This window comes from Streptomyces sp. CC224B (assembly GCF_030010595.1).
GTDB lineage: Bacteria > Actinomycetota > Actinomycetes > Streptomycetales > Streptomycetaceae > Streptomyces > Streptomyces longispororuber.
Map to the genome: position 1 here is coordinate 1 of NZ_JASCXL010000094.1, position 21,573 is coordinate 21,573.

The 21,573-nt window shown below is 70.0% G+C and carries 18 protein-coding genes, 3 tRNA genes and 2 pseudogenes; 3 read left to right on the forward strand and 20 right to left on the reverse strand.

The genetic code is table 11. From position 1 onward, the window contains the following. Positions 1–103: 103 nt before the first annotated feature. The 11 genes and pseudogenes from rpoB to QK440_RS30370 all read right to left on the reverse strand — a co-directional run. Positions 104–3,586: pseudogene (gene rpoB, locus QK440_RS30320) on the reverse strand (DNA-directed RNA polymerase subunit beta); the annotation flags it as partial. A gap of 584 nt (positions 3,587–4,170) precedes the next feature. Beyond that, positions 4,171–4,560 carry a 50S ribosomal protein L7/L12 gene (gene rplL / locus QK440_RS30325; protein WP_282796437.1) on the reverse strand — a complete coding sequence of 130 codons (390 nt, stop codon included), beginning with the start codon at positions 4,558–4,560 and terminating at the stop codon, positions 4,171–4,173. Positions 4,561–4,671: 111 nt separating this feature from the next. Then, complete coding sequence (rplJ, locus tag QK440_RS30330; RefSeq protein WP_190134835.1) at positions 4,672–5,199, reverse strand: 50S ribosomal protein L10; 528 nt, start codon at positions 5,197–5,199, stop codon at positions 4,672–4,674. Between the two features lie 540 nt (positions 5,200–5,739). Next, the gene (locus QK440_RS30335) at positions 5,740–6,624 is read right to left on the reverse strand and encodes a DUF6612 family protein (RefSeq protein ID WP_282796438.1); all 885 of its coding nucleotides are present in this window, start codon (positions 6,622–6,624) and stop codon (positions 5,740–5,742) included. A gap of 232 nt (positions 6,625–6,856) precedes the next feature. Further along, a complete protein-coding gene (locus tag QK440_RS30340) occupies positions 6,857–7,756 on the reverse strand; it encodes a hypothetical protein (protein ID WP_282796439.1) in 900 nt (299 codons plus the stop codon). Between the two features lie 196 nt (positions 7,757–7,952). After that, positions 7,953–8,675 (reverse strand): 50S ribosomal protein L1, encoded by a 723-nt coding sequence (gene rplA, locus QK440_RS30345; RefSeq protein ID WP_282796440.1) that lies wholly within the window; start codon positions 8,673–8,675, stop codon positions 7,953–7,955. A 105-nt stretch (positions 8,676–8,780) separates the two neighbouring features. Continuing rightward, positions 8,781–9,215, reverse strand: a complete 435-nt coding sequence (gene rplK, locus QK440_RS30350; RefSeq protein ID WP_093613725.1) for a 50S ribosomal protein L11 — start codon at positions 9,213–9,215, stop codon at positions 8,781–8,783. 191 nt (positions 9,216–9,406) lie between these two features. Further along, entirely contained in the window at positions 9,407–9,937 is a 531-nt protein-coding gene (locus QK440_RS30355) for a hypothetical protein (RefSeq protein WP_282796441.1), read from the reverse strand. 300 nt (positions 9,938–10,237) lie between these two features. Further along, positions 10,238–11,182: a transcription termination/antitermination protein NusG gene (nusG, locus tag QK440_RS30360; protein ID WP_282796442.1), complete on the reverse strand. Its 945-nt coding sequence runs from the start codon at positions 11,180–11,182 to the stop codon at positions 10,238–10,240. 77 nt (positions 11,183–11,259) lie between these two features. Then, positions 11,260–11,547 carry a preprotein translocase subunit SecE gene (gene secE, locus QK440_RS30365; protein WP_282796443.1) on the reverse strand — a complete coding sequence of 96 codons (288 nt, stop codon included), beginning with the start codon at positions 11,545–11,547 and terminating at the stop codon, positions 11,260–11,262. Between the two features lie 107 nt (positions 11,548–11,654). Next, positions 11,655–11,727 (reverse strand) — tRNA-Trp (locus tag QK440_RS30370). 193 nt (positions 11,728–11,920) lie between these two features. On the opposite strand from QK440_RS30370, the gene QK440_RS30375 reads away from it, so the two are divergent. After that, a complete protein-coding gene (locus tag QK440_RS30375; protein ID WP_282796444.1) occupies positions 11,921–13,147 on the forward strand; it encodes a pyridoxal phosphate-dependent aminotransferase in 1,227 nt (408 codons plus the stop codon). 143 nt (positions 13,148–13,290) lie between these two features. After that, complete coding sequence (locus tag QK440_RS30380) at positions 13,291–14,310, forward strand: adenosine deaminase (RefSeq protein ID WP_282796445.1); 1,020 nt, start codon at positions 13,291–13,293, stop codon at positions 14,308–14,310. Here the strand turns inward: QK440_RS30380 and QK440_RS30385 are convergent. After that, positions 14,300–14,911 carry a TetR/AcrR family transcriptional regulator gene (locus QK440_RS30385; RefSeq protein ID WP_282796446.1) on the reverse strand — a complete coding sequence of 204 codons (612 nt, stop codon included), beginning with the start codon at positions 14,909–14,911 and terminating at the stop codon, positions 14,300–14,302. The genes QK440_RS30380 and QK440_RS30385 overlap by 11 nt on opposite strands. Before the next feature lie 108 nt (positions 14,912–15,019). Between QK440_RS30385 and QK440_RS30390 the strand changes: the two genes are divergently transcribed. Continuing rightward, on the forward strand, positions 15,020–15,658 hold the full coding sequence (locus tag QK440_RS30390) for an NAD(P)H-binding protein (protein WP_282796447.1): 639 nt from the start codon (positions 15,020–15,022) through the stop codon (positions 15,656–15,658). 187 nt (positions 15,659–15,845) lie between these two features. Here the strand turns inward: QK440_RS30390 and QK440_RS30395 are convergent, their stop codons facing one another. The 8 genes and pseudogenes from QK440_RS30395 to QK440_RS30430 form a co-directional block, all read right to left on the reverse strand. Beyond that, entirely contained in the window at positions 15,846–16,901 is a 1,056-nt protein-coding gene (locus tag QK440_RS30395) for a UDP-N-acetylmuramate dehydrogenase (protein ID WP_282796448.1), read from the reverse strand. 308 nt (positions 16,902–17,209) lie between these two features. Next, positions 17,210–18,643, reverse strand: a complete 1,434-nt coding sequence (locus QK440_RS30400) for a DHA2 family efflux MFS transporter permease subunit (RefSeq protein ID WP_282796449.1) — start codon at positions 18,641–18,643, stop codon at positions 17,210–17,212. A 390-nt stretch (positions 18,644–19,033) separates the two neighbouring features. Further along, positions 19,034–19,579 (reverse strand): annotated as a pseudogene (locus tag QK440_RS30405) (helix-turn-helix domain-containing protein); the annotation flags it as partial. Positions 19,580–19,750: 171 nt separating this feature from the next. Further along, a complete protein-coding gene (locus tag QK440_RS30410) occupies positions 19,751–20,179 on the reverse strand; it encodes a MaoC family dehydratase (RefSeq protein WP_282796450.1) in 429 nt (142 codons plus the stop codon). Between the two features lie 4 nt (positions 20,180–20,183). Continuing rightward, the gene (locus QK440_RS30415; protein ID WP_190134850.1) at positions 20,184–20,642 is read right to left on the reverse strand and encodes a MaoC family dehydratase N-terminal domain-containing protein; all 459 of its coding nucleotides are present in this window, start codon (positions 20,640–20,642) and stop codon (positions 20,184–20,186) included. A 103-nt stretch (positions 20,643–20,745) separates the two neighbouring features. Beyond that, positions 20,746–20,910 carry a 50S ribosomal protein L33 gene (gene rpmG, locus QK440_RS30420; protein ID WP_003956487.1) on the reverse strand — a complete coding sequence of 55 codons (165 nt, stop codon included), beginning with the start codon at positions 20,908–20,910 and terminating at the stop codon, positions 20,746–20,748. Positions 20,911–20,998: 88 nt separating this feature from the next. Then, positions 20,999–21,071, reverse strand: a tRNA-Met gene (locus tag QK440_RS30425). 46 nt (positions 21,072–21,117) lie between these two features. After that, positions 21,118–21,190 (reverse strand) — tRNA-Thr (locus QK440_RS30430). Positions 21,191–21,573 lie beyond the last annotated feature (383 nt).

Sequence of the window (21,573 nt, forward strand, 5' to 3'; positions counted from 1 at the left end):
GGGTTGTCCCATCCCAGGCCCGCTATATTTTGGCGCTCCATCATGGGTGTGGGGGGGGCGGGGGGCCCGCCCCCCCCGGGAGGGGGAGGCGGGGGACCCGGCAGACCTCTTCGACGCTGCTCGGCTCGCGCCGGGACAGGTCGATACCGAGCTCCTCCGCGGCGCGGAAGACGTCCTCGTCCGTGTCGCGCATCTCGATGGACATGCCGTCCGAGGACAGCACCTCCACGTTGAGGCACAGGGACTGCATTTCCTTGATGAGCACCTTGAAGGACTCAGGAATGCCGGGCTCGGGGATGTTCTCGCCCTTGACGATGGCCTCGTAGACCTTCACGCGGCCGGTGACGTCGTCGGACTTGATGGTCAGCAGCTCCTGGAGGGCGTACGCGGCGCCGTAGGCCTCGAGGGCCCACACCTCCATCTCACCGAAGCGCTGGCCACCGAACTGAGCCTTACCACCCAGCGGCTGCTGGGTGATCATGGAGTACGGACCGGTCGAGCGGGCGTGCAGCTTGTCGTCGACCAGGTGGTGCAGCTTCAGGATGTACATGTACCCGACGGAGATCGGGTCCGGGAACGGCTCGCCGGAGCGGCCGTCGAACAGCCGCGCCTTGCCGGACGGGAGCACCATCCGCTCGCCGTCGCGGTTCGGGATGGTGTGCTGGAGCAGACCGGCCAGCTCGTCCTCACGCGCACCGTCGAAGACCGGGGTGGCGACGTTCGTGCCGGGGTCGACCTTGTCGGCGCCGATGGCCTGGAGGCGCTCCGCCCACTCGTCCGCGAGGCCGGAGACGTCCCAGCCGCGGCTGGCGAGCCAGCCGAGGTGGATCTCCAGGACCTGTCCCGGGTTCATTCGGGACGGGACACCCAGCGGGTTGAGGATGATGTCGACCGGGGTGCCGTCCTCCAGGAACGGCATGTCCTCGATCGGCAGGATCTTGGAGATGACGCCCTTGTTGCCGTGGCGGCCGGCGAGCTTGTCACCGTCGGTGATCTTGCGCTTCTGCGCCACGTACACGCGCACGAGCTGGTTGACACCGGGGGGAAGCTCGTCGCCCTCCTCGCGGTCGAAGACGCGGACGCCGATGACCTTGCCGGTCTCGCCGTGCGGCACCTTCAGCGAGGTGTCGCGGACCTCGCGGGCCTTCTCGCCGAAGATCGCGCGGAGCAGGCGCTCCTCCGGGGTCAGCTCGGTCTCACCCTTGGGCGTGACCTTGCCGACGAGGATGTCGCCGGCGATGACCTCGGCACCGATGCGGATGATGCCGCGCTCGTCGAGGTCGGCGAGGACCTCCTCGGAGACGTTCGGGATGTCCCGGGTGATCTCCTCGGGGCCCAGCTTGGTGTCACGGGCGTCGACCTCGTGCTCCTCGATGTGGATCGAGGAGAGGACGTCGTCCTGCACGAGGCGCTGCGACAGGATGATCGCGTCCTCGTAGTTGTGGCCCTCCCACGGCATGAACGCGACCAGCAGGTTCTTGCCGAGCGCCATCTCGCCTTCCTGGGTGGCCGGGCCGTCGGCGAGGACCTGGCCCTCGATGACGCGCTGGCCTTCCTCGACGACAACCTTCTGGTTGACCGAGGTGCCCTGGTTGGAGCGGGAGAACTTGGCGACGCGGTACGTGGTGTACGTGCCGTCGTCGTTGGTGACGGTGACGTAGTCCGCGGAGACCTCCTGGACCACACCGGCCTTCTCGGCCTTGATGACGTCACCGGCGTCGACGGCGCAGCGGTACTCCATGCCCGTACCGACGAGGGGGGCCTCGGCGGTGATCAGCGGCACGGCCTGGCGCATCATGTTCGCGCCCATGAGCGCGCGGTTGGCGTCGTCGTGCTCGAGGAAGGGGATCATGGCGGTCGCGACCGACACCATCTGGCGCGGCGAGACGTCCATGTAGTCCACGTCGGACGGGGCGACGTAGTCGACCTCGCCGCCGCGGCGGCGGACCAGGACGCGGTTCTCGGCGAACCGGAGCTCGTCCGTCAGCGGCGCGTTGGCCTGCGCGATGACGAATCGGTCCTCTTCGTCGGCGGTCAGGTAGTCGACGTCGTCGGTGACCTGGCCGTCGACGACCTTGCGGTACGGCGTCTCGACGAAGCCGAACGCGTTGACGCGGCCGTAGGAGGCGAGCGAGCCGATCAGACCGATGTTCGGGCCCTCGGGCGTCTCGATCGGGCACATGCGGCCGTAGTGGGACGGGTGCACGTCGCGCACCTCGAAGCCGGCCCGCTCACGGGACAGACCACCCGGGCCGAGCGCGGACAGACGACGCTTGTGCGTCAGCCCGGACAGCGGGTTGTTCTGGTCCATGAACTGCGAGAGCTGGCTGGTGCCGAAGAACTCCTTGATGGAGGCGACGACCGGCCGGATGTTGATCAGCGTCTGCGGCGTGATGGCCTCGACGTCCTGCGTCGTCATGCGCTCGCGGACGACGCGCTCCATCCGGGCCAGACCCGTGCGGACCTGGTTCTGGATGAGCTCGCCGACGTTGCGCAGGCGGCGGTTGCCGAAGTGGTCGATGTCGTCGGTCTCGACGACGATCTGGCTGCCGTTGTCGCCGACCGTCTCGGTCTCGCCCGCGTGCAGCTTCACCAGGTACTTGATCGTCGAGATGATGTCCTCGACGGTCAGGATGCCGGCGTCGAGCGGGGCGTCGGCGCCCAGCTTCTTGTTGACCTTGTAGCGGCCGACCTTCGCGAGGTCGTAGCGCTTCGGGTTGAAGTAGAGGTTCTCGAGCAGCGTCTGCGCGGCCTCACGCGTGGGCGGCTCGCCCGGGCGCAGCTTGCGGTAGATGTCGAGCAGCGCGTCGTCCTGGCCCTGGGTGTGGTCCTTCTCCAGGGTGGCGCGCATGGACTCGTACTCGCCGAACTCCTCGAGGATCTGCTCGGTGGTCCAGCCGAGCGCCTTCAGGAGGACGGTGACCGACTGCTTGCGCTTGCGGTCGATGCGGACGCCGACCATGTCGCGCTTGTCGATCTCCATCTCCAGCCAGGCACCCCGGGACGGGATGATCTTGGCGGAGAAGATGTCCTTGTCGGACGTCTTGTCGATGGAGGAGTCGAAGTAGACGCCGGGGGAACGGACGAGCTGCGACACCACGACACGCTCGGTGCCGTTGATGACGAAGGTGCCCTTGTTCGTCATGAGCGGGAAGTCGCCCATGAAGACCGTCTGGGACTTGATCTCGCCGGTCTCGTTGTTGGTGAACTCGGCGGTGACGAAGAGCGGCGCGGCGAAGGTGAAGTCGCGCTCCTTGCACTCGTCGATCGAGTTCTTCGGAGGCTCGAAGCGGTGGTCGCGGAAGGTCAGCGACATCGACCCGGAGAAGTCCTCGATCGGGGAGATCTCCTCGAAGATCTCTTCGAGACCGGACTTGGTGGGGACGTCCTGACCTGACTCGAGAGCCGCCTCGACGCGAGCCTTCCACGCGTCGTTGCCGAGCAGCCAGTCGAAGCTCTCGGTTTGCAGCGCGAGAAGGTTCGGAACCTCGAGGGGCTCCTTGATCTTTGCAAAGGAGATGCGCAGCGGGGCGGTGCTGGCGCCGTTGTTCGTATTCGCGGTCGAGGCAGTGCGCGAGGCGGCCAAGAGGGGGTCCTTCCGAGGGCTCGGACTCACTACGCGCGTACCGGTCCCAGGCTGTACAGAGAGACAGAAGTCCCAGGTCAGGGAGGTTTCGGTCCACAGTGCTCAAGCATGGGCATGCCCCTGGTGACGGGCAGGAGGCAGCTAACAGGCAGCGCAAAGGGTCAGTGTAGCCACCTGGCCCACTGATGTCCAGTGCGGGGTTTCGGAGACCCTCGTTGTTCTCAACACCTGCGGCAAGCCACGTCCTCAACGCACATCGATACTGCCCTCTTCGCCGCCGATCCATGCCTCGGATGCGGATCCTTGTGACGACGCGTCCTGAGAATTGCGCGCTGCGTGCGGTTCGTCAAGGCCCCCCAGCCCTGACGGGCCCCGATTCGGGGGCCGCCCGGGGCCGACCCGGGGCACAACGAAGATCACCATACCCCCCGGTGCCGACAGTGCAAGCGGCCGTCACGGGAACGCCGAAGGGCGACCACCCAACTGGGTGATCGCCCTTCGGTGTCCGCGCGTTACAGCGGGAGCGGCTCCGGGTCCCTCAGGGGACCGCGGGCCCGTGGAGTCGCGTACGACCCCGTGAGGTCTTACTTGACCTCGACGGAGGCGCCGGCGCCCTTGAGGGCCTCGGCGGCCTTCTCCGCGGCGTCCTTGGCGACCTTCTCGAGGACCGGCTTCGGGGTGCCGTCGACGAGGTCCTTGGCCTCCTTCAGACCCAGGGAGGTCAGCTCGCGCACGACCTTGATGACCTGGATCTTCTTGTCGCCGGCGCCGGTGAGGATGACGTCGAACTCGTCCTTCTCCTCGACGGCCTCGGCGGCGGCGCCACCAGCGGCACCACCGGCGACGACGACCGGCGCGGCAGCGGCGGCGGTGACGTCGAACTTCTCCTCGAAGGCCTTGACGAACTCGGAGAGCTCGATGAGGGTCATGCCTTCGAACTGCTCGAGCAGCTCGTCCTGGGTGAGCTTCGCCATGATGGCGGTCCTTCCACTAATTCGGCAGGTGCCGGATGTACTGGTGTGGCGGGCGTACGTCTGGCCCGCGGTGACCGTCGCCGTCAGGCGGCGGTCATGATGCGAGCCGAGTTACTCGGCACCGCCCTGCTCGTCCTGCTTGGCACGGAGCGCGTCCACGGTGCGGACGAGCTTCGACGGCAGCGCCTGGAAGACGGAGGCAGCCTGGGACTGCTTCGCCTTGAAGGCACCGGCCAGCTTGGAGAGCAGAACCTCGCGGGACTCGAGGTCCGCAAGCTTCTTGATGTCGTCGGCGGACATCGCCTTGCCGTCAAGGACGCCGCCCTTGATGACGAGGGCGGGGTTGTCCTTGGCGAAGTCACGCAGACCCTTCGCCGCCTCGACCGGGTCGCCGGTCACGAAGGCGACAGCCGTCGAGCCCTTGAGGTGCTCGTCGAGCTGGATCCCGGCCTCATTGGCCGCGATCTTGGTCAGCGTGTTCTTCACCACACGGTACTGAGCGTTGTCGCCGAGAGAACGGCGGAGCTGCTTGAGCTGCGCCACGCTCAGTCCGGTGTAGGAAGTCACAACAGCAGCGTTGGAGTCGCGCAGCTTCTGCGTGATCTCCTCGACGGCTGCGACCTTGTCGGACGTCGCCATGAGCCTCGGCCTCCTTCCGGGGTGATGATCCTCGACTGACCTGTTCGATCAGCCGCGCGTCGCCGGACCGCCTGAATCAGGCACACGAGGAAGGGGCCTTGCACAAAACGAAACGCCCCGGCGCAGGCGCACGGGGCGTGAGCTCGACCGGACGCGATGCGTCCAGGAGCACTTCCACGGTCACCTACGCGGGTCGTCCGCAGTTCAGCGGATCCTTCGGCCGCCGCGCACTCTTACGAGCACACGACAACGACCAGCGGTCTTTGGCTTCTCCGGAAGGCTACGCGAACGGGGCCGCGTCAAGCAAATCGGTCGTCCGGGGCGGAGCGGACCGGCCGCCCGGGCCGGGGGCACACCCCGAGCCGGGCGGCAGCCCCTGGCCGGGCCGCAGCCCCTGGCCGGGCGGCGGCGCCCGCCCCGGGGCCGAGGGCCGGGCCGGGGCGGGGTGTACACAGCGTGGGCCGGGCCCGGGAGGGACGTCGCCGCCCCGGGAGGCGTCACCCGCGGCCGGGGCCGGAACGGAGAGTCGCCCGGCGGGCGTCAGGAGGTGCCCTCGGCGCTGCCGCTCTCCTTCTTCATCTCCTTCATCATCTCGGCGAGGTCCATGACCTCGTTCTTCGGCGGCGCCGTGACCTTCACCGGCTTGTTCACGTCGAAGAACGTGATCGTCGTGTCGAACTTGCCCTTGTCGGCGTCGCCCTGGGCGCGGAACTGCTTGGTGTGGTCCTCGCCGTCGATCCACATGTCCATGGTCAGCTTGTCGATGCCCATGTCCTCGTACTGCTTGAGGCCCTTCTCCTGGCGCTCGCGGGTCTTCGGGTCCTTCTTGTCGATCGCCGCGCGCATCTGGTCCAGCGTGACCGTGCCCTTGTAGTGGGTGGTCTCGGTGCCGTCCACGGTCTCCTCGCCGACCTTCTTCAGGTCGTCGGAGCCGGTGAAGAGGGTCGACTGGGCGGCCGGGTTCTGCTCGGCCGTGGCGGTGGCCGAGGACGGCGCGGGCTTGTTCGGCGCGCCCTTGCCCATGGACTTGGCGTCGAACTTGATCCACCTCTTGCCGTCCGACTCGGCGGAGGCCTTGCCGCCGCCGAGGTAGACGCCGTCGCCGACGACGCGGATCTCCATCTTCTCGGGACCCTGGGCCGGCGCGCTCATCTTCATGCTCATGGCGAGCGGCTCGGTCGCCATGGACGCCTCGCCCTGGACCTTGCCCTCCCCCGGGAGCTGGCCCTTCATGCGGAAGCTGAAGGACGTGAGCTTCTCGCTCTTCTCCGCGGCCTTCTTCACGGCCGCGGCGGGCGAGATGTCCTCGCCCGCGCGGTCCGACTTCTTCTCCGAGCCGCACGCCACCGCGCCACCGGCCAGCAGCAGGGCCGCCAGAGCGGCACTCGCCGCCCTCTTACGACCCATACGTACGGAACTGCTCATTACCCCACCCCTACGAACATTTGATCCACTTCTTGCGGTGGGGTGAGATTACCTGACGGACGCGCGGGGGTCCTCCGGGAAGTTCCCCCGAGGTGAAGACCGAGATCAGGACGGAACCGGACCGAGATCGGAGCGGCCCGGTCCCGTCCAGGCCCGGTCAAGGCCGGGCCGGGCCGGGCCGGGCCGGGCCGGGCCGGGCCGCCGGAGGATCAGGGCGTGGTCCGCCGCAGGGTCAGGTCGTGGGCTGCCGGTTCATCAGGTCCCGGAAGTCCGCGGTGTCGGACGCGGGCGGCTTCTCGGCGGAGACCGGGGTGCCGTAGTCGCTGTAGTAGGCGGTCGCGGACAGCTCGCCGGTCTTCATCTGGCCCTTTTCGACCTTCTTGACCAGCAGGTTCTCGTCGTTGACCCAGATGTCGACGGTCTCGGTGGTGACGCCCGCCTGCTCGAGCTGCTTCTTCATGTCGGCGAGCTGGGACGCGCTGAGGCCGGAGGACTTCTCGGCGAGCTCGGCGACGTCGACGGTGCCGGAGTAGTGCGTGGTGTTCACGCCCCGGACCTCCTCCCGGCCGACCTTCTTCACGTCGCCGGAGGCGAGCAGCATCTTCACCGACTGGTGCGGCGTGCTGTTCTGCATCGCGTCCTTCATGTACGCGCCCGAGCCGCCGCCGATCCGCTCCAGGTCGTCGTACGCGTACTTCACCCAGTGCTTGCCGCCGACCTGGGCGGCGAAGCGGTCGCCCATCTTCGCGTAGTACGCGTCGGGCAGGTAGCGGGCCTCCATGGACGTGCTGCCGGTCTGGCGCATCGTCTCGGCCATCTGGCCGCCGGTGTAGGTGATGGTCATGGTGCCGGTGAGGCCGTCCGCCCAGCCGAGGGAGCCCTTGGCCTTCATGGACATCGCGGAGCCCATGGTGGTCTCGGACTCGACCTTCGCCGAGTCGGCCTTGTCGGTGGTGCTCTCGATCTGCCGCAGGGCGGCTATCGGGCTGACGTCGAGCCCGCCCTTGCCCTTGCTGTCCGAGGAGCCCTTGTCGTCGTCGGAGCCGCCCGACGAGCCGCAGGCGGCCAGTCCGGTCAGGGCCGTCGCGGTGGCGATGCCCAGCGCCAGGCGGCGCACTGTCATGCCGTTCATGTCGTCCCACCCCTTGCGTCCATGGAGAGCCAGCACGCTAGCGCGGTCCGCTCCCCGGCGTCTCCCGTACGTCGTCCACATCACGTACGGGACCATGCGTCCCCCGGGCGTATACCCGTACAACGGGACGGGCCCCGCACCACGAATGGTTGCGGGGCCCGTCTCATACGCGCCGGTCACTCGGCTGCCGTCGGTGTCAGACGGCGGCCGGGTCCTCCTCGACGAGGAGGTTGCGGGTGCGGTTGGGGTCGACCGGAATGCCGGGGCCCATCGTGGTGGTGATGGCGGCCTTCTTGATGTAGCGACCCTTGGCGGCGGACGGCTTCAGGCGGAGGATCTCCTCCAGGGCCGCGCCGTAGTTCTCCACCAGCTTGGTGTCGTCGAAGGACGCCTTGCCGATGATGAAGTGCAGGTTCGCGTGCTTGTCGACACGGAACTCGATCTTGCCGCCCTTGATGTCGTTGACAGCCTTGGCGACGTCGGGGGTCACGGTGCCGGTCTTCGGGTTCGGCATCAGACCACGCGGACCGAGCACGCGGCCGAGGCGGCCGACCTTGCCCATGAGGTCCGGGGTGGCGACGACGGCGTCGAAGTCGAGACGGCCCTTCGAGACCTCGTCGATCAGCTCGTCGGCGCCGACGATGTCGGCGCCGGCGGCCTCCGCGGCCGCAGCACGGTCACCGGTCGCGAAGACCAGGACCCGGGCGGTCTTACCGGTGCCGTGCGGGAGGTTCACGGTGCCACGGACCATCTGGTCGGCCTTGCGCGGGTCAACGCCCAGGCGGAAGGCGACCTCGACGGTGCCGTCGAACTTGGTCGAGGAGGTCTCCTTGGCGAGGCGGACGGCCTCGAGCGGGGCGTACAGCTTCTCCCGGTCGATCTTGGCGTCCGCAGCGCGGAGAGTCTTGCTGCGCTTCACTTCTACTCCTGAGGTTCAGGTATGGAGTTCGTGGTCCGGGCCAGCGCTTGGCCCTGCCACATCAGGACTGCGGGTCTACGGTGCGACTCCGCGGCGTGGGTGAGGTCAGCCCTCGACCGTGATGCCCATGGAGCGGGCGGTGCCAGCGATGATCTTCGACGCGGCGTCGAGGTCGTTGGCGTTGAGGTCGGGCATCTTGGTCTCGGCGATCTCGCGGACCTGCGCCTGGGTGATCTTGGCGACCTTGGTCTTGTGCGGCTCGCCGGAGCCCTTCTCCACGCCCGCGGCCTTGAGGATCATCTTCGCGGCCGGCGGGGTCTTGGTGATGAAGGTGAAGGAACGGTCCTCGTAGACCGTGATCTCCACCGGGATGACCCAGCCGCGCTGCGACTCGGTCGCGGCGTTGTAGGCCTTGCAGAACTCCATGATGTTCACGCCGTGCTGGCCCAGCGCGGGGCCGACCGGCGGGGCCGGGTTGGCGGCACCGGCCTGGATCTGGAGCTTGATGAGCCCCGTGACCTTCTTCTTCTTGGGAGGCATTGCTCTCTCCGGGTCCTAGTGAGAGTGTTGAGCAGCCCCCTCCACCATGATCGTTCGACGACCGCACGCGATCGTCGGGATCATCTGGATGGAGGCATACCGCACCACGATAACGGGTATCGCGGCGGGGCCCAAACCGATATCACGGCGGACCCCACCGGACACCCCTCGCCGGGCCCCGGCCCGCGGGTTCAGCAGCGCTTGGACGTCATCGCCTGGCCCGCCAGCGGGTCACCGGGCGCGCGGAGCTGTCCGACCGCGGCGGTGCACTCGCCCGCGGTGGCGGCGGGCAGCGACCAGAACTCCTGCGCGTTGGTCTGGTTCCACCAGTCCTGACCGACGATCTCGTCCCGGGAGTAGCTGTAGACCCCGGTGCTGACGTCGTAGTCCTTGACCTTGTCGCGGAAGCTCTGCCACACCCAGACGTAGCCGTAGTTCTGCTTGCAGCGCGGCGAGTAGAACTGCTTGACCGACGCGGCGCGCGCTCCGCCCCGGTCGATGTAGGCCGTGGTCCCGATCTGGTAGGCGTCCGAGCAGACGCCGGCCGCCCGGGCCTTGAGGCTCTTCGGGTTGCCCTCGGCCGAGGGGGCGGTCGACTGGGGCGCCGCCCTTCTGGCGTCGGGCGCGGGCGCCGGGCCGGTGCCCGCGAGGGCGGAGCCGGTGCCGAGCAGGACGAAGGCGCAGGCGGCGGAGGCAGCGATCGCGGTCTTACGGGCATGCATCAGGTGGTCCCCCTTGCTCATCGGTGACGTCACTCGTCGATGACGTCGCTCGTCGGCAGAAGAGCCCGGTCGCCATAACGCCACGGAGCACCGCAAATCGCCGCTCATGGCGACAGAGATCCCCATAAGCGTGCTGAAGTGTCGTGGAGGAAGGGACCGGGCGTTTCCGTATACCAGTGAGACAGCCCGGGGCTCCGGAAGGTTGTGGTGCGGGACACATTCACTTCGCACGCCCACGACAGAGCCCCTGGGCTGCGGTTTCCCGCTGCCCAGGGGCTCTGGTGGACGTATGCCGTGCGCTCAGTTCTTCTGGATCTGGTCGAAGCTCAGCTCGACCGGGGTCTCGCGGCCGAAGATCTCGACGAGGCCCTTGACCTTCTTCGAGTCGGCGTTGATCTCGTTGATCGTGGCCTGGAGCGTGGCGAACGGGCCGTCGGTGACGGTGACCGAGTCGCCGACCTCGAAGTCCAGGACCTGGACCTCGACCTTGCGCTGCGGGGCGGGCTTGCCCTCGGCCTCGGCGGCCTCGCGGGCGGCCTTCTCCTCGGCCTCCGGGGCGAGCATCTTGACGATCTCGTCCAGGGTCAGCGGGTACGGGTCGTAGGCGTTGCCGACGAAGCCGGTGACGCCGGGGGTGTTGCGGACGACGCCCCAGGACTCGTTCGTCAGGTCCATGCGCACCAGGACGTAGCCGGGGAGCTTGTTCTGGCGGATCGTCTTGCGGTCGCCGTTCTTGATCTGGACGACCTCTTCCTGCGGCACCTCGGCCTGGAAGATGTAGTCCTCGACGTTCAGCGAGACGGCGCGCTGCTCGAGGTTCGTCTTCACGCGGTTCTCGTAACCGGCGTAGGTGTGGATGACGTACCACTCGCCGGGCAGGCCGCGCAGCTCCTCGCGGAGGGCGGCGACGGGGTCGACCGGCTCGGCGGGCTCCGCCTCCTCGGCGTCCTCCGCGCTCTCCTCGGCGGCCTCGTCCTCGTCGCTCTCGGCGACGGCCTCGACCTCGTCGTCGGCGTCGGTCTCGACCTCAGCGTCGGCCTCGGCCTCGGCCTCAAGCTCGACCTCGGCGTCGGCCTCGATCTCGTCGTCCTCGTGCACCGCGGCCTCTTCGGCAGCCTCACCGGCGGCGGCGTCGGCAGCCTCGGCCTCGTCCGGGTCCACGGCGTCCGCCGCCTCGACGATGTCGATCTGGTCCTCCACGGACTCCGCCGACTCGATGGCGTCGTTCAGGTTCGGGTCAGACACGGTGGCTGCTTCTTCCTGGATACATAGGGGTGGAACACGCGAAAGGGGCGCCTGGCGCGGCGCCCTTCGCTTGCGGCTCAGCCGAAGATGTACTTGATGAGGTTGCTGAAGCCATAGTCAATCACGGTCACGAGGCCGATCATGATGACGACGAAGACGATCACCACAGTGGTGTACGTCGTGAGCTGACTGCGCGTGGGCCAGACGACCTTGCGGAGCTCGGCGACGATCTGGCGGTAGAAGAGCGCGAGACGGCCCAGGGGGCCCTTCTTTCCGCGCTTGCCGCCCTTGCGGGTCTTCCTCTTGGACTCCGGCGCCTCGTCCTGGGCATCAGGCATGTCGATGGAGCCCACGGCGTCCGTCACTCGTCCTCACCTGATTCCGGGTCGTGGCCGTGCCGCGCCCGGTTGAGCCGCACGGCGGTGCATAGCAGTACGTACATGCGCACACATCCTGGCGAAGGTGTGTGTAGCAGGGCCGGAGGGACTTGAACCCCCAACCGCTGGTTTTGGAGACCAGTGCTCTACCAATTGAGCTACGACCCTTTGGAGTCCCCCAACCTACAGCATCCGACCAGGTGCACCGAGTGCGGTTGGAAGGTGCGGCCGGTGAGGGCCAACGACCAGTGAGTGTACGTGGTCCGGGGCGCCTCGTCGAACAGCCTCGGTTCCGCCGGTCGTTCCGGTGCTCCGGCAAACCCGTGTGCCCGGGCCGCGCGGGGTCTGGAACGATGGGCCCATGAGCGCTGTCACTCCACCCACCGAGCGCCGGGTCTCCGCCCGAGTCGGCGCGATCTCCGAGTCCGCGACCCTCGCCGTCGACGCCAAGGCCAAGGCCCTCAAGGCCGCCGGGCGCCCGGTGATCGGTTTCGGCGCCGGTGAGCCCGACTTCCCGACCCCGGACTACATCGTCGAGGCCGCGGTCGAGGCCTGCAAGAACCCGAAGTACCACCGCTACACCCCGGCGGGCGGCCTGCCCGAGCTGAAGGCCGCGATCGCCGCGAAGACGCTGCGCGACTCCGGTTACGAGCCCGAGGCCGCCGAGATCCTGGTGACCAACGGCGGCAAGCAGGCGATCTACGAGGCCTTCGCCGCGATCCTCGACCCGGGTGACGAGGTCATCGTGCCGGCGCCGTACTGGACGACGTACCCGGAGTCGATCCGGCTCGCGGGCGGCGTCCCGGTCGAGGTCGTCGCCGACGAGACGACGGGGTACCGCGTCTCCGTGGAGCAGCTCGAGGCCGCGCGCACGGAGAAGACCAAGGTCGTCCTTTTCGTGTCGCCGTCCAACCCGACGGGCGCGGTGTACAGCCGCGCGGACGCGGAGGCCATCGGCCGCTGGGCCCTGGAGCACGGCCTGTGGGTGATGACGGACGAGATCTACGAGCACCTCGTCTACGGCGACGCGGAGTTCACGTCCCTGCCCGCGCTGCTGCCCGAGCTGCGCGACAAGTGCGTCGTGGTCAACGGCGTCGCGAAGACGTACGCGATGACCGGCTGGCGCGTGGGGTGGATCATCGGGCCGAAGGACGTGGTGAAGGCCGCGACGAACCTCCAGTCGCACGCCACCTCCAACGTGTCCAACGTGGCTCAGGCCGCCGCGATCGCCGCCGTCTCCGGCGACCTGACCGCCGTCGAGAGGATGCGCGAGGCCTTCGACCGGCGCCGCCGGACCATCGTGCGGATGCTGAACGAGATCGACGGCGTCCTCTGCCCCGAGCCCGAGGGCGCGTTCTACGCCTACCCGTCGGTGAAGGGCCTGCTCGGCAAGGAGATCCGTGGCAGGCGCCCGCAGGACAGCGTCGAGCTGGCCGCGCTGATCCTGGACGAGGTCGAGGTCGCGGTCGTCCCGGGCGAGGCCTTCGGCACGCCGGGCTACCTGCGACTGTCGTACGCGCTGGGTGACGAGGACCTGGTCGAGGGCGTGTCGCGCATCCAGAAGCTGCTGGCGGAGGCGCGGGACTGACGTTCCGTGGCGGTCGCGCCGCACGCGCGCGTGCCTGACGGGCACCTCCGGATCTCCGGAGGTGCCCGTTTCTTCGTTCGGGCGCGTACCCCATGAGCAGAAGCGGCTACCGGGACGGGGGGTGCGTACGGCAAGATCCTGGAATGGAGCGTGTACGACACCTGAGCGAGCTGCCCAAAGCCCATCTGCATCTGCACTTCACGGGGTCGATGCGGCCCGCCACCCTCCTGGAGCTCGCCGACAAGTACGGCGTCCATCTGCCCGAGGCGCTGACCAGCGGCACGCCGCCGAAGCTGCGGGCCACCGACGAGCGGGGCTGGTTCCGCTTCCAGCGCCTGTACGACATCGCCCGGTCGTGCCTGCGCGCCCCCGAGGACATCCAGCGGCTGGTGCGCGAGGCCGCCGAGGAGGACATCAAGGACGGCTCCGGCTGGCTGGAGATCCAGGTCGACCCGACCTCGTACGCGCCCCGGCTCGGGGGGCTCATCCCCGCCCTGGAGGTCATCCTGGACGCGGTCGACACCGCCTCGCGCGAGACCGGGCTCGGGATGCGTGTGCTGGTCGCCGCGAACCGCATGAAGCACCCGCTGGACGCGCGCACGCTGGCGCGGCTGGCGGTCCGGTACGCCGACCGCGGCATCGTCGGCTTCGGGCTCTCCAACGACGAGCGGCGCGGCCTCGCACGGGACTTCGACCGCGCCTTCGCCATCGCCCGGGAGGGCGGGCTGCTCGCGGCGCCGCACGGCGGTGAGCTGGCCGGTCCCGCCTCCGTGCGCGACTGCCTGGACGACCTGCACGCGCGGCGCATCGGGCACGGGGTGCGGGCGGCGGAGGACCCGCGGCTGCTGAAGCGGCTCGCCGAGCGGGGCATCACCTGCGAGGTCTGCCCGGCGTCGAACGTGGCCCTCGGCGTCTACGAGAAGCCCGGGGACGTGCCGCTGCGGACGCTGTACGAGGCCGGGGTGCCGATGGCGCTCGGGGCCGACGACCCGCTGCTCTTCGGCTCGCGGCTGGCCGCGCAGTACGAGATCGCGCGGCATCACCACGGCTTCGACGACGCGGAGCTCGCCGAGCTGGCGCGGCAGTCCGTGCGCGGGTCGGCCGCGCCCGTCGGTGTGCAGGACAAGCTGCTCGCCGGCATCGACCAGTGGCTCAGCGGCTGATCCCGGCCAGCAGGGTGCGGGCGAGGCCGGCGGCGAAGGCGTCGACGGAGCGCGGGGGGCGCTTGCCGACGGTCGCGTCGTAGGCGAAGGCGCGCTGGGCGCACGCGCCCAGGAGGAGCGAGGCGGCGGCGAAGGTGTCCGCGTCGGCGGCGATGCGGCCCGCGTCGCGCTCGGCGCGCAGATAGGCGTCCAGGGCCTCGATCGGCATGTGGGGGCCGGTGCCCAGCTGCCGCATGGAGTCCTCGTGGCGGGCCTTGAGCTTGGTCTCGGCGTACAGGGAGGCCGCGATCGGGAAGCTCTCGGCGTAGAACTGGCAGGCCAGGGTGGCGACCTCGGTGAGGTTCTCCTCCACGGTGCGCTCCCCCGGGGCGTCGACGAGCCGGTGCAGGGCCGGGCCGAGACGGGGCAGCCGCTCCTGGAGCACGCGGACGAACAGGTCCTCCTTGCTGCTGAAGTGCTTGTAGAGCGCGGCCTCGGAGCAGTCCGCCGCCTTCGCGATCTCCTTGGTGGTGGCGCGGGCGAGGCCGAGCGTGCGCATCAGCTCGTGCGCCGCGTCGAGGATGCGCTCCCGCGTGGGCCTGCGCGGTGCCTGCTGTTCCATTCGCTGTCTGTCCGTCCGGGGCTTGGGCTTGGGCTTGAGCTTGACGAAAGGGTGAGTGCTTACTCACCCTAGTGGTGAGTGAATACTTACCCACCTGGAGGGTGCCCGATGAGACTGACGGTGTTCGGAGCGACCGGCGGCATCGGCGGGGAGATCGTGCGGCAGGCGCTCGCGTCCGGGCACCACGTCACGGCGGTGGTGCGCGACCCGGCGCGCCTCGCGGCCACCGGGGACCGGCTTGACGTCGTCCGCGCGGACCTGACGGACGCCGGGGCGCTGCGCGAGGCGGTGGCCGGGCGGGACGCGGTGCTCTCCGGGCTCGGCGCGCGGGGGCGGGCGGACGCGCGGGCGGGCGTGGCCACGCGGCTCACCGTGCCGGTGCTGCGGGCGATGGAGGCGGAGGGGACGCGCCGCCTGCTCGTGGTGAGCGCGGCGCCCCTGGCACCCGCGGTGGAGCGGGAGGCGCTGGCCGACCGCGTGGCGCTGGCGCTGGTGAGCCGCGTGTTCAAGGCGGTCTACGACGACCTGCGCGCGCTGGAGGCCGAGCTGGCGCGCAGCGCGACGGACTGGACGTCCGTACGCCCGCCCCGCCTCCTCGACACACCGCTGACCGGCACGTACCGCACGGCCGTGGGGCGCAATCCGCGCGGCGCCCGGCGGATCGGCAGGGCTGATGTGGCGCACGCGATGCTGACGATGATCGATGACGCGGGGACGGTCAAGGAGGGGGTGGGGGTGGCGTATTGAGGGGGGCCGGGGTGGGGTCGGTGTCCCGGGCCGGTGGGGCGGTGGGCCGGTGGAGCGGTGGTTCGCGTGGGGCCGGTGAGCCCTGCGCGCCGGAGCCCGCGGCCTGGGCCTGGCCCCGACCTCGGCCCCAGCCCTGTTCCCGGCCCAGCCCTGTCCCCGCCCCGGAGCCCTGTGTCCGCCCGGCCCGCTACAGGCTGACGCCGACCGTGACCGGCTCGTTGACCAGCGTGACCCCGAAGGCGTCCCGTACGCCCGCGACGACCTCGCGGGCCAGGGTGAGCAGGTCCTCCGTGGTGGCGCCGCCGCGGTTGGTCAAAGCCAGGGTGTGCTTGGTGGAGATGCGGGCGGGGCCCTGTCCGTAGCCCTTGGGGAAGCCCGCCTTGTCGATGAGCCAGGCCGCGGAGGTCTTCACGCGGCCGTCGCCCGTCGGGAACGCGGGCGGGGCGGTGTCCGGGCCGAGCCGGTCGGCCACGCGCGCGCGGAAGGCGGCGAACTCCTCCTCGGTGAGGATCGGGTTGGTGAAGAACGACCCGGCCGACCAACTGTCGTGGTCCTCGGCGTCGAGCACCATGCCCTTGCCGGCCCGCAGCTTCAGGACGGTCTCGCGGGCCGCGGCGGCCGGGACGCGCTCGCCGGCCTCGACGCCGAGCGCGCGGGCCGTCTCCGCGTACCGGATCGGGGCGCTCATGCCGTCCGCGTCCTCCAGGGCGAAGCGGACGCGCAGCACGACGAAGCGGTCGGGGTCGGCCTTGAAGCGGCTGTGGCGGTACGAGAAGGCGCACTCCGCGTTCGGAATGGTCACCGTCTCGTCCGTCCTGCGGTCGTACGCGACCACTTCGGTGATCGTCTGGGACACTTCCTGGCCGTACGCGCCCACGTTCTGGATCGGCGTCGCACCTGCGGAGCCAGGGATTCCGGCCAGGCACTCGATGCCCGCGAGGCCCGCCGCGACGGTCCGCTCCACGGCGTCCGTCCACACCTCGCCCGCCGCCAGCTCCAGCATCGTGCCGTCGAGGGCGAACCCGGTGGTGGCGATGCGCAGGGCGGTCCCGGCGAAGCCCTTGTCGCCGATGACCAGGTTGCTGCCGCCGCCGACGAGCAGCAGCGGCGTACCGGACGCGTCGGCCTCGCGGACGGCGGCGACGACCTCGGCGTCGGTCGTCGCGGTGATCAGCCGGTCGGCGGGGCCGCCGAGGCGGAAGGTGGTCAGCGGGGCGAGGGGGGCGTCGTGAAGTACCAGCACGCACACCAGGGTATGCGGGCCCCTTCCCCTGCCCGGGCCTGGGCCGCCCCGGCCGCCCGCCGGGCCCCTCCTCCGCCCGCTCCCGCCCTCGCGAACTGACGGACGGGCCGAGCCACACCCCCCTCGCCCTCGCGAACTGACGGACCGGCGGAGCCACACCACCCCCGCCCCCGAACACCACGCAGCCCACCCGCCCCGAGAAGGGGCGGGTGGGCTGGGCAGTCAGAGCCCGTCGGCGATGGAGGACGAGCGCGCGGTGCGGCCGGCCCGCAGCCGGGCCACGCGCTGAACCCCGCGCCGGGCCCGCGTCACGCGGACACCGGCACCCGCTCCTCCGCCGGTACGGCCCCCGCGTCCGCCGCCCCCCCGCGGCGGCGCGGCAGCAGGGAGGCGGCCACGGCCGCGAGGCCGACAACCCCCGCCCCGACCCACAGCGCGGGCTCGAGCCCGTCCACGAACATCCGCGGCGGCCCGTACCCGCCCTGCGCGGAGAACACCGAGGCGAGGATGGCGATGCCCAGGGCCCCGCCCACCTCGCGCAACGCGTTGTTCGCGCCGGAGGCGATGCCCTGCTCGGCGGGCCGGACGCTCGCCATGACCAGGCTCGCGGCCGGGGCGAAGTACAGCGCCATGCCGACCCCGCTGATGATCAGGGCGGGCAGCTGAGCCGCGTACGAGACGTCCGGCGCGAGGACCACGGCGAACCAGCCGAGGCCCACGGCCTGGAGCGCGAGGCCCACGGTGACGACCGGGCGGCCGCCGACGCGGTCGGACAGGTAGCCGGCGATGGGCGCGACGATCATGGGCATGCCCGTCCAGGGCAGCATCCGCAGCCCCGCCTCGGTCGGCGAGTAGTGGAGCACGTTCTGCAGGAACTGGCTGAGCAGGAAGATGGAGCCGAACATGCCGACGAACATCAGCAGGCTCGCGGCGTTGATCGCGGAGAAGGCCCGGTTCCGGAACATCCGCATCGGCAGCATCGGCGCCGGGTGCCGCACGCCGTGGTACACGAACCCGGCGAGCAGCGCCCCGCCGCCCGCCAGCCCGGTCAGGACGGGCGCGCTGGTCCAGCCGTCGATGTTGCCGCGGATCAGGCCGTAGACGATGCCGAACAGGCCGCCGCTGGCCAGCAGCGTGCCGAGGGCGTCGAGCCGGGCGCCCGCCGCGTACGACTCGGTGAGCCGCAGCCGGGCCAGCGGCAGCAGCGCGAGGCCCAGCGGCACGTTCAGCCAGAAGATCCACTGCCAGGAGACGTGCTCGGTGAGGGCACCGCCGATGAGCGGTCCACTGGCGACGGCGAGGCCGTTGACGGCGCCCCAGATGCCGTACGCCATCCCGCGCTTGGCCGGTGGCACGGCGGCCGTGAGCAGGGTCAGCGTCAGCGGCATCATGATCGCCGCGCCGACGCCCTGCACCGCGCGCGCCGCGACCAGCGCGTCGATGCCGGGCGCGAGGGCCGCGCCGGCGGAGGCGGCGGTGAACACGGTGAGCCCGACCCCGAAGAGCCTGCGCCGCCCGAACCGGTCCCCCAGGGCCGCGCCGAACATCAGGAGGACGGCGAAGGTGAGGGTGTACGCGCTGACCGTCCACTCCAGGTCGTCGAGCGCCCCGCCCAGGTCCTCGCGGATGGAGGGCAGCGCGGTCGTGACCACGAGGTTGTCGAGTGCCGCCATGAACCCGGCGACGCTGGTGATGACGAGGGCCCAGACGACGTTCCCGCGCCGTGCTTCTTGCTGTGGCATTGCTCCCCCATGCCCTTCGTCGGGCAGACATCCGTGGCCGGTCCCGGACGGACACGACCATCTATTAGTGATTGATGACTAACTTTCCCGGGCAGACGAAACCCGGAGACCCCGCACGTATCCGGAGACCCTGCACGTATGGGGACCCCGGCACACCGGGCCCGCCTCCTCCGCGACCGCCGCGGGCGTCCGGCCCTGCCGGCCCGACGCCTACTCGGACCCGTGGGACGCCGCAGGGCTCCCGCCCGTCTCGCCGTCGCCGCTCCCGCCGGACCGGCCACCGTCCCCGCCGGACCCGTCCTCGCTCTCGACGGTCGGGCCGGACCTGTCTTCCCGCCCACCGGAGCCGCCGCTCTCGCCACCGGCCGCGCGAGACGTCCCACCCGGCGGCTGAGCCGACAGGTAGAAGCCCTCCCACACCCGGTGTTCGGGCGGAAACCCCATGGCCATCAAGACGTTGATCAGCATCCCGTACGCCAGGAAGGTCGTCGTCTCATTGACGTCGGCCCCGAGCGGCGGGTGCACGGCGTCCCAGAGGCCCATCCATCCGGCGCGCACCATCTCGCCGAACTCGTGGTCCCCGGCGGCCTCGGCGGCTGCCACGGCCACGTACATCTGGAGCTGCATCTGCAGCTTGTCGGGGTCCTTCGCGATGAGCTCCTGGTACGCCTGAGCCATGGCGTGCAGGGCCTCCTCGCCCCGCAGTCCCTCGCTCGCCTCCTCGAAGACCTTGCGGGTGTCCTCGACGCAGCGGGTCGCCGCCGCGAGGAAGATCGCCTTCTTGCCGGAGAAGAGCCGGAAGAGATACGGCTGCGAGACCCCGACGCGCTTGGCGATCGCCTCGGTCGACGTCCCGTGGTAGCCACCGCGGGCGAATTCGCTCATCGCCGCGCGGATGACGCTCTCGCGCCTCTCCTCTGCGCTCATCCTGACCATGCCAGCAAGTTAGTACTCAATCACTAACTACGTCAAGGGGTGCCCGGCCCTGGAGCACAGGAGCGGGCTCCCTGCGACTCCAGGAGGCATGCGTAAGGGGCGCCTGCCTGGGCAAGCGCCCCTTACACGGCAGGGGCGGATCCGCATCCGCGCCGCCCGGTCCGCCCTCGCCTAGGCGAGCTGTACGACCGCCCGCGACATCCCGAGCACCTTGCGCTCGTCGCTGGTGACGGTCAGGTCCACACGGACCTTGTTGTCGTCGAGCTTGGCCGCGACCTTGGCGCCGACCTCGATGGTCGCGCCCTTGTCGTCGTTCGGGACGACGACGGGCTTGGTGAAGCGCACGCCGTACTCGACGACGGCGGCGGGGTCACCGGTCCAGTCCGTCACGACGCGGATCGCCTCGGCCATGGTGAACATGCCGTGCGCGATGACGTCCGGCAGACCGACCTCCACCGCGAACTTCTCGTTCCAGTGGATCGGGTTGAAGTCCCCGGACGCGCCCGCGTACTGCACGAGGGTGGCGCGCGTCACCGGGAAGGTCTGGGCCGGCAGCTCCGTGCCGACCTCCACGTCGTCGTACGCGATCTTCGCCGTCATCGCCTCACGCCTCCTCGGTCCCGGCCGCGCGGGCGACGAGCTTGGTCCACGCGGTCACCACGTGCTCCCCCGCCTCGTCGTGGACCTCGCCGCGGATGTCCAGGATGTCGTTGCCCGCCATGGTCTTGATGGCCTCGATGGTCGAGGTGACCGTGAGCCGGTCGCCCGCGTACACCGGCCGCGTGTACGCGAACCGCTGGTCGCCGTGGACCACCCGGCTGTAGTCGAGCCCCAGCTGCGGGTCCTCGATCACCTGGCCCGCGGCCTTGAACGTGATGGCGAACACAAAGGTCGGCGGGGCGAGCACGTCCCGGTGGCCGAGCGCCTTGGCGGCCTCGGGGTCGGCGTAGGCGGGGTTGGCGTCACCCACGGCGACCGCGAACTCGCGGATCTTCTCGCGCCCGACCTCGTACGGGTCGGTGGGCGGGTAGGTCCGCCCGACGAAGGACTGGTCGAGCGCCATGGCTCGGTACCTCCTGCAACTGGGTTCTCTACGAACGGCTCTCGGCATACGACGAGAGGCCGTCCCCGAACTGCTGGGGACGGCCTCTCGTACGAGCCTGTATTTATCGCGTTTCGCGGTGCGCGGTGTGCGAGTTGCAACGCGGGCAGTGCTTCTTCATCTCAAGACGGTCCGGGTTGTTACGCCGGTTCTTCTTGGTGATGTAGTTCCGCTCCTTGCACTCCACGCAGGCCAGCGTGATCTTCGGGCGGACGTCGGTGGCAGCCACGTGAGTGCTCCTATGACGGACGGATGGACGGATGAACGCAAGAAAGAGTAGCCGATCGAAGGACCGACCCCGCAATCGGCTACGTGAGTAGCGGTGACCGGACTTGAACCGGTGACACAGCGATTATGAGCCGCTTGCTCTACCGACTGAGCTACACCGCTGCGATGCGACCGGCCCCCCGCCGAGGCGGGGAACCCTTCACATCAGAGCCCCAAAACGGAATCGAACCGTTGACCTTCTCCTTACCATGGAGACGCTCTGCCGACTGAGCTATTGGGGCGAGCGATGAAGACATTACACGGTCCCCAGCCGTTCGCCCAAATCCGTTGCGCGAGGCCCGTCCCGGGGCAAGGCAGGGGCCCCGTTCCGCCCGTCTCGTACGCATCCTCACGCCCTGTGGACCCTTCCCGTCCCACGCGCACCACGTCCGTACGACTATTGCGCTCCTCCCCGAAGCGGAGCGGCAGCCGTCCTAGGCTCGTCCCACGCTGCGTGATCTTGCGTGCCACGACGCGGTGCCGGGCCCGCGCGTCCACGCCGTGCCGGTGCGCGCCGCCGGTACCGCGTCCGCGCGGGGCGGCGGCCCACCGGGCACGTCGGCGGCGCCGGGACGCGGCACCGCACCCTTCGAGCCGTGCGCAGCCGCCCTCGAGCCCCAGGAGC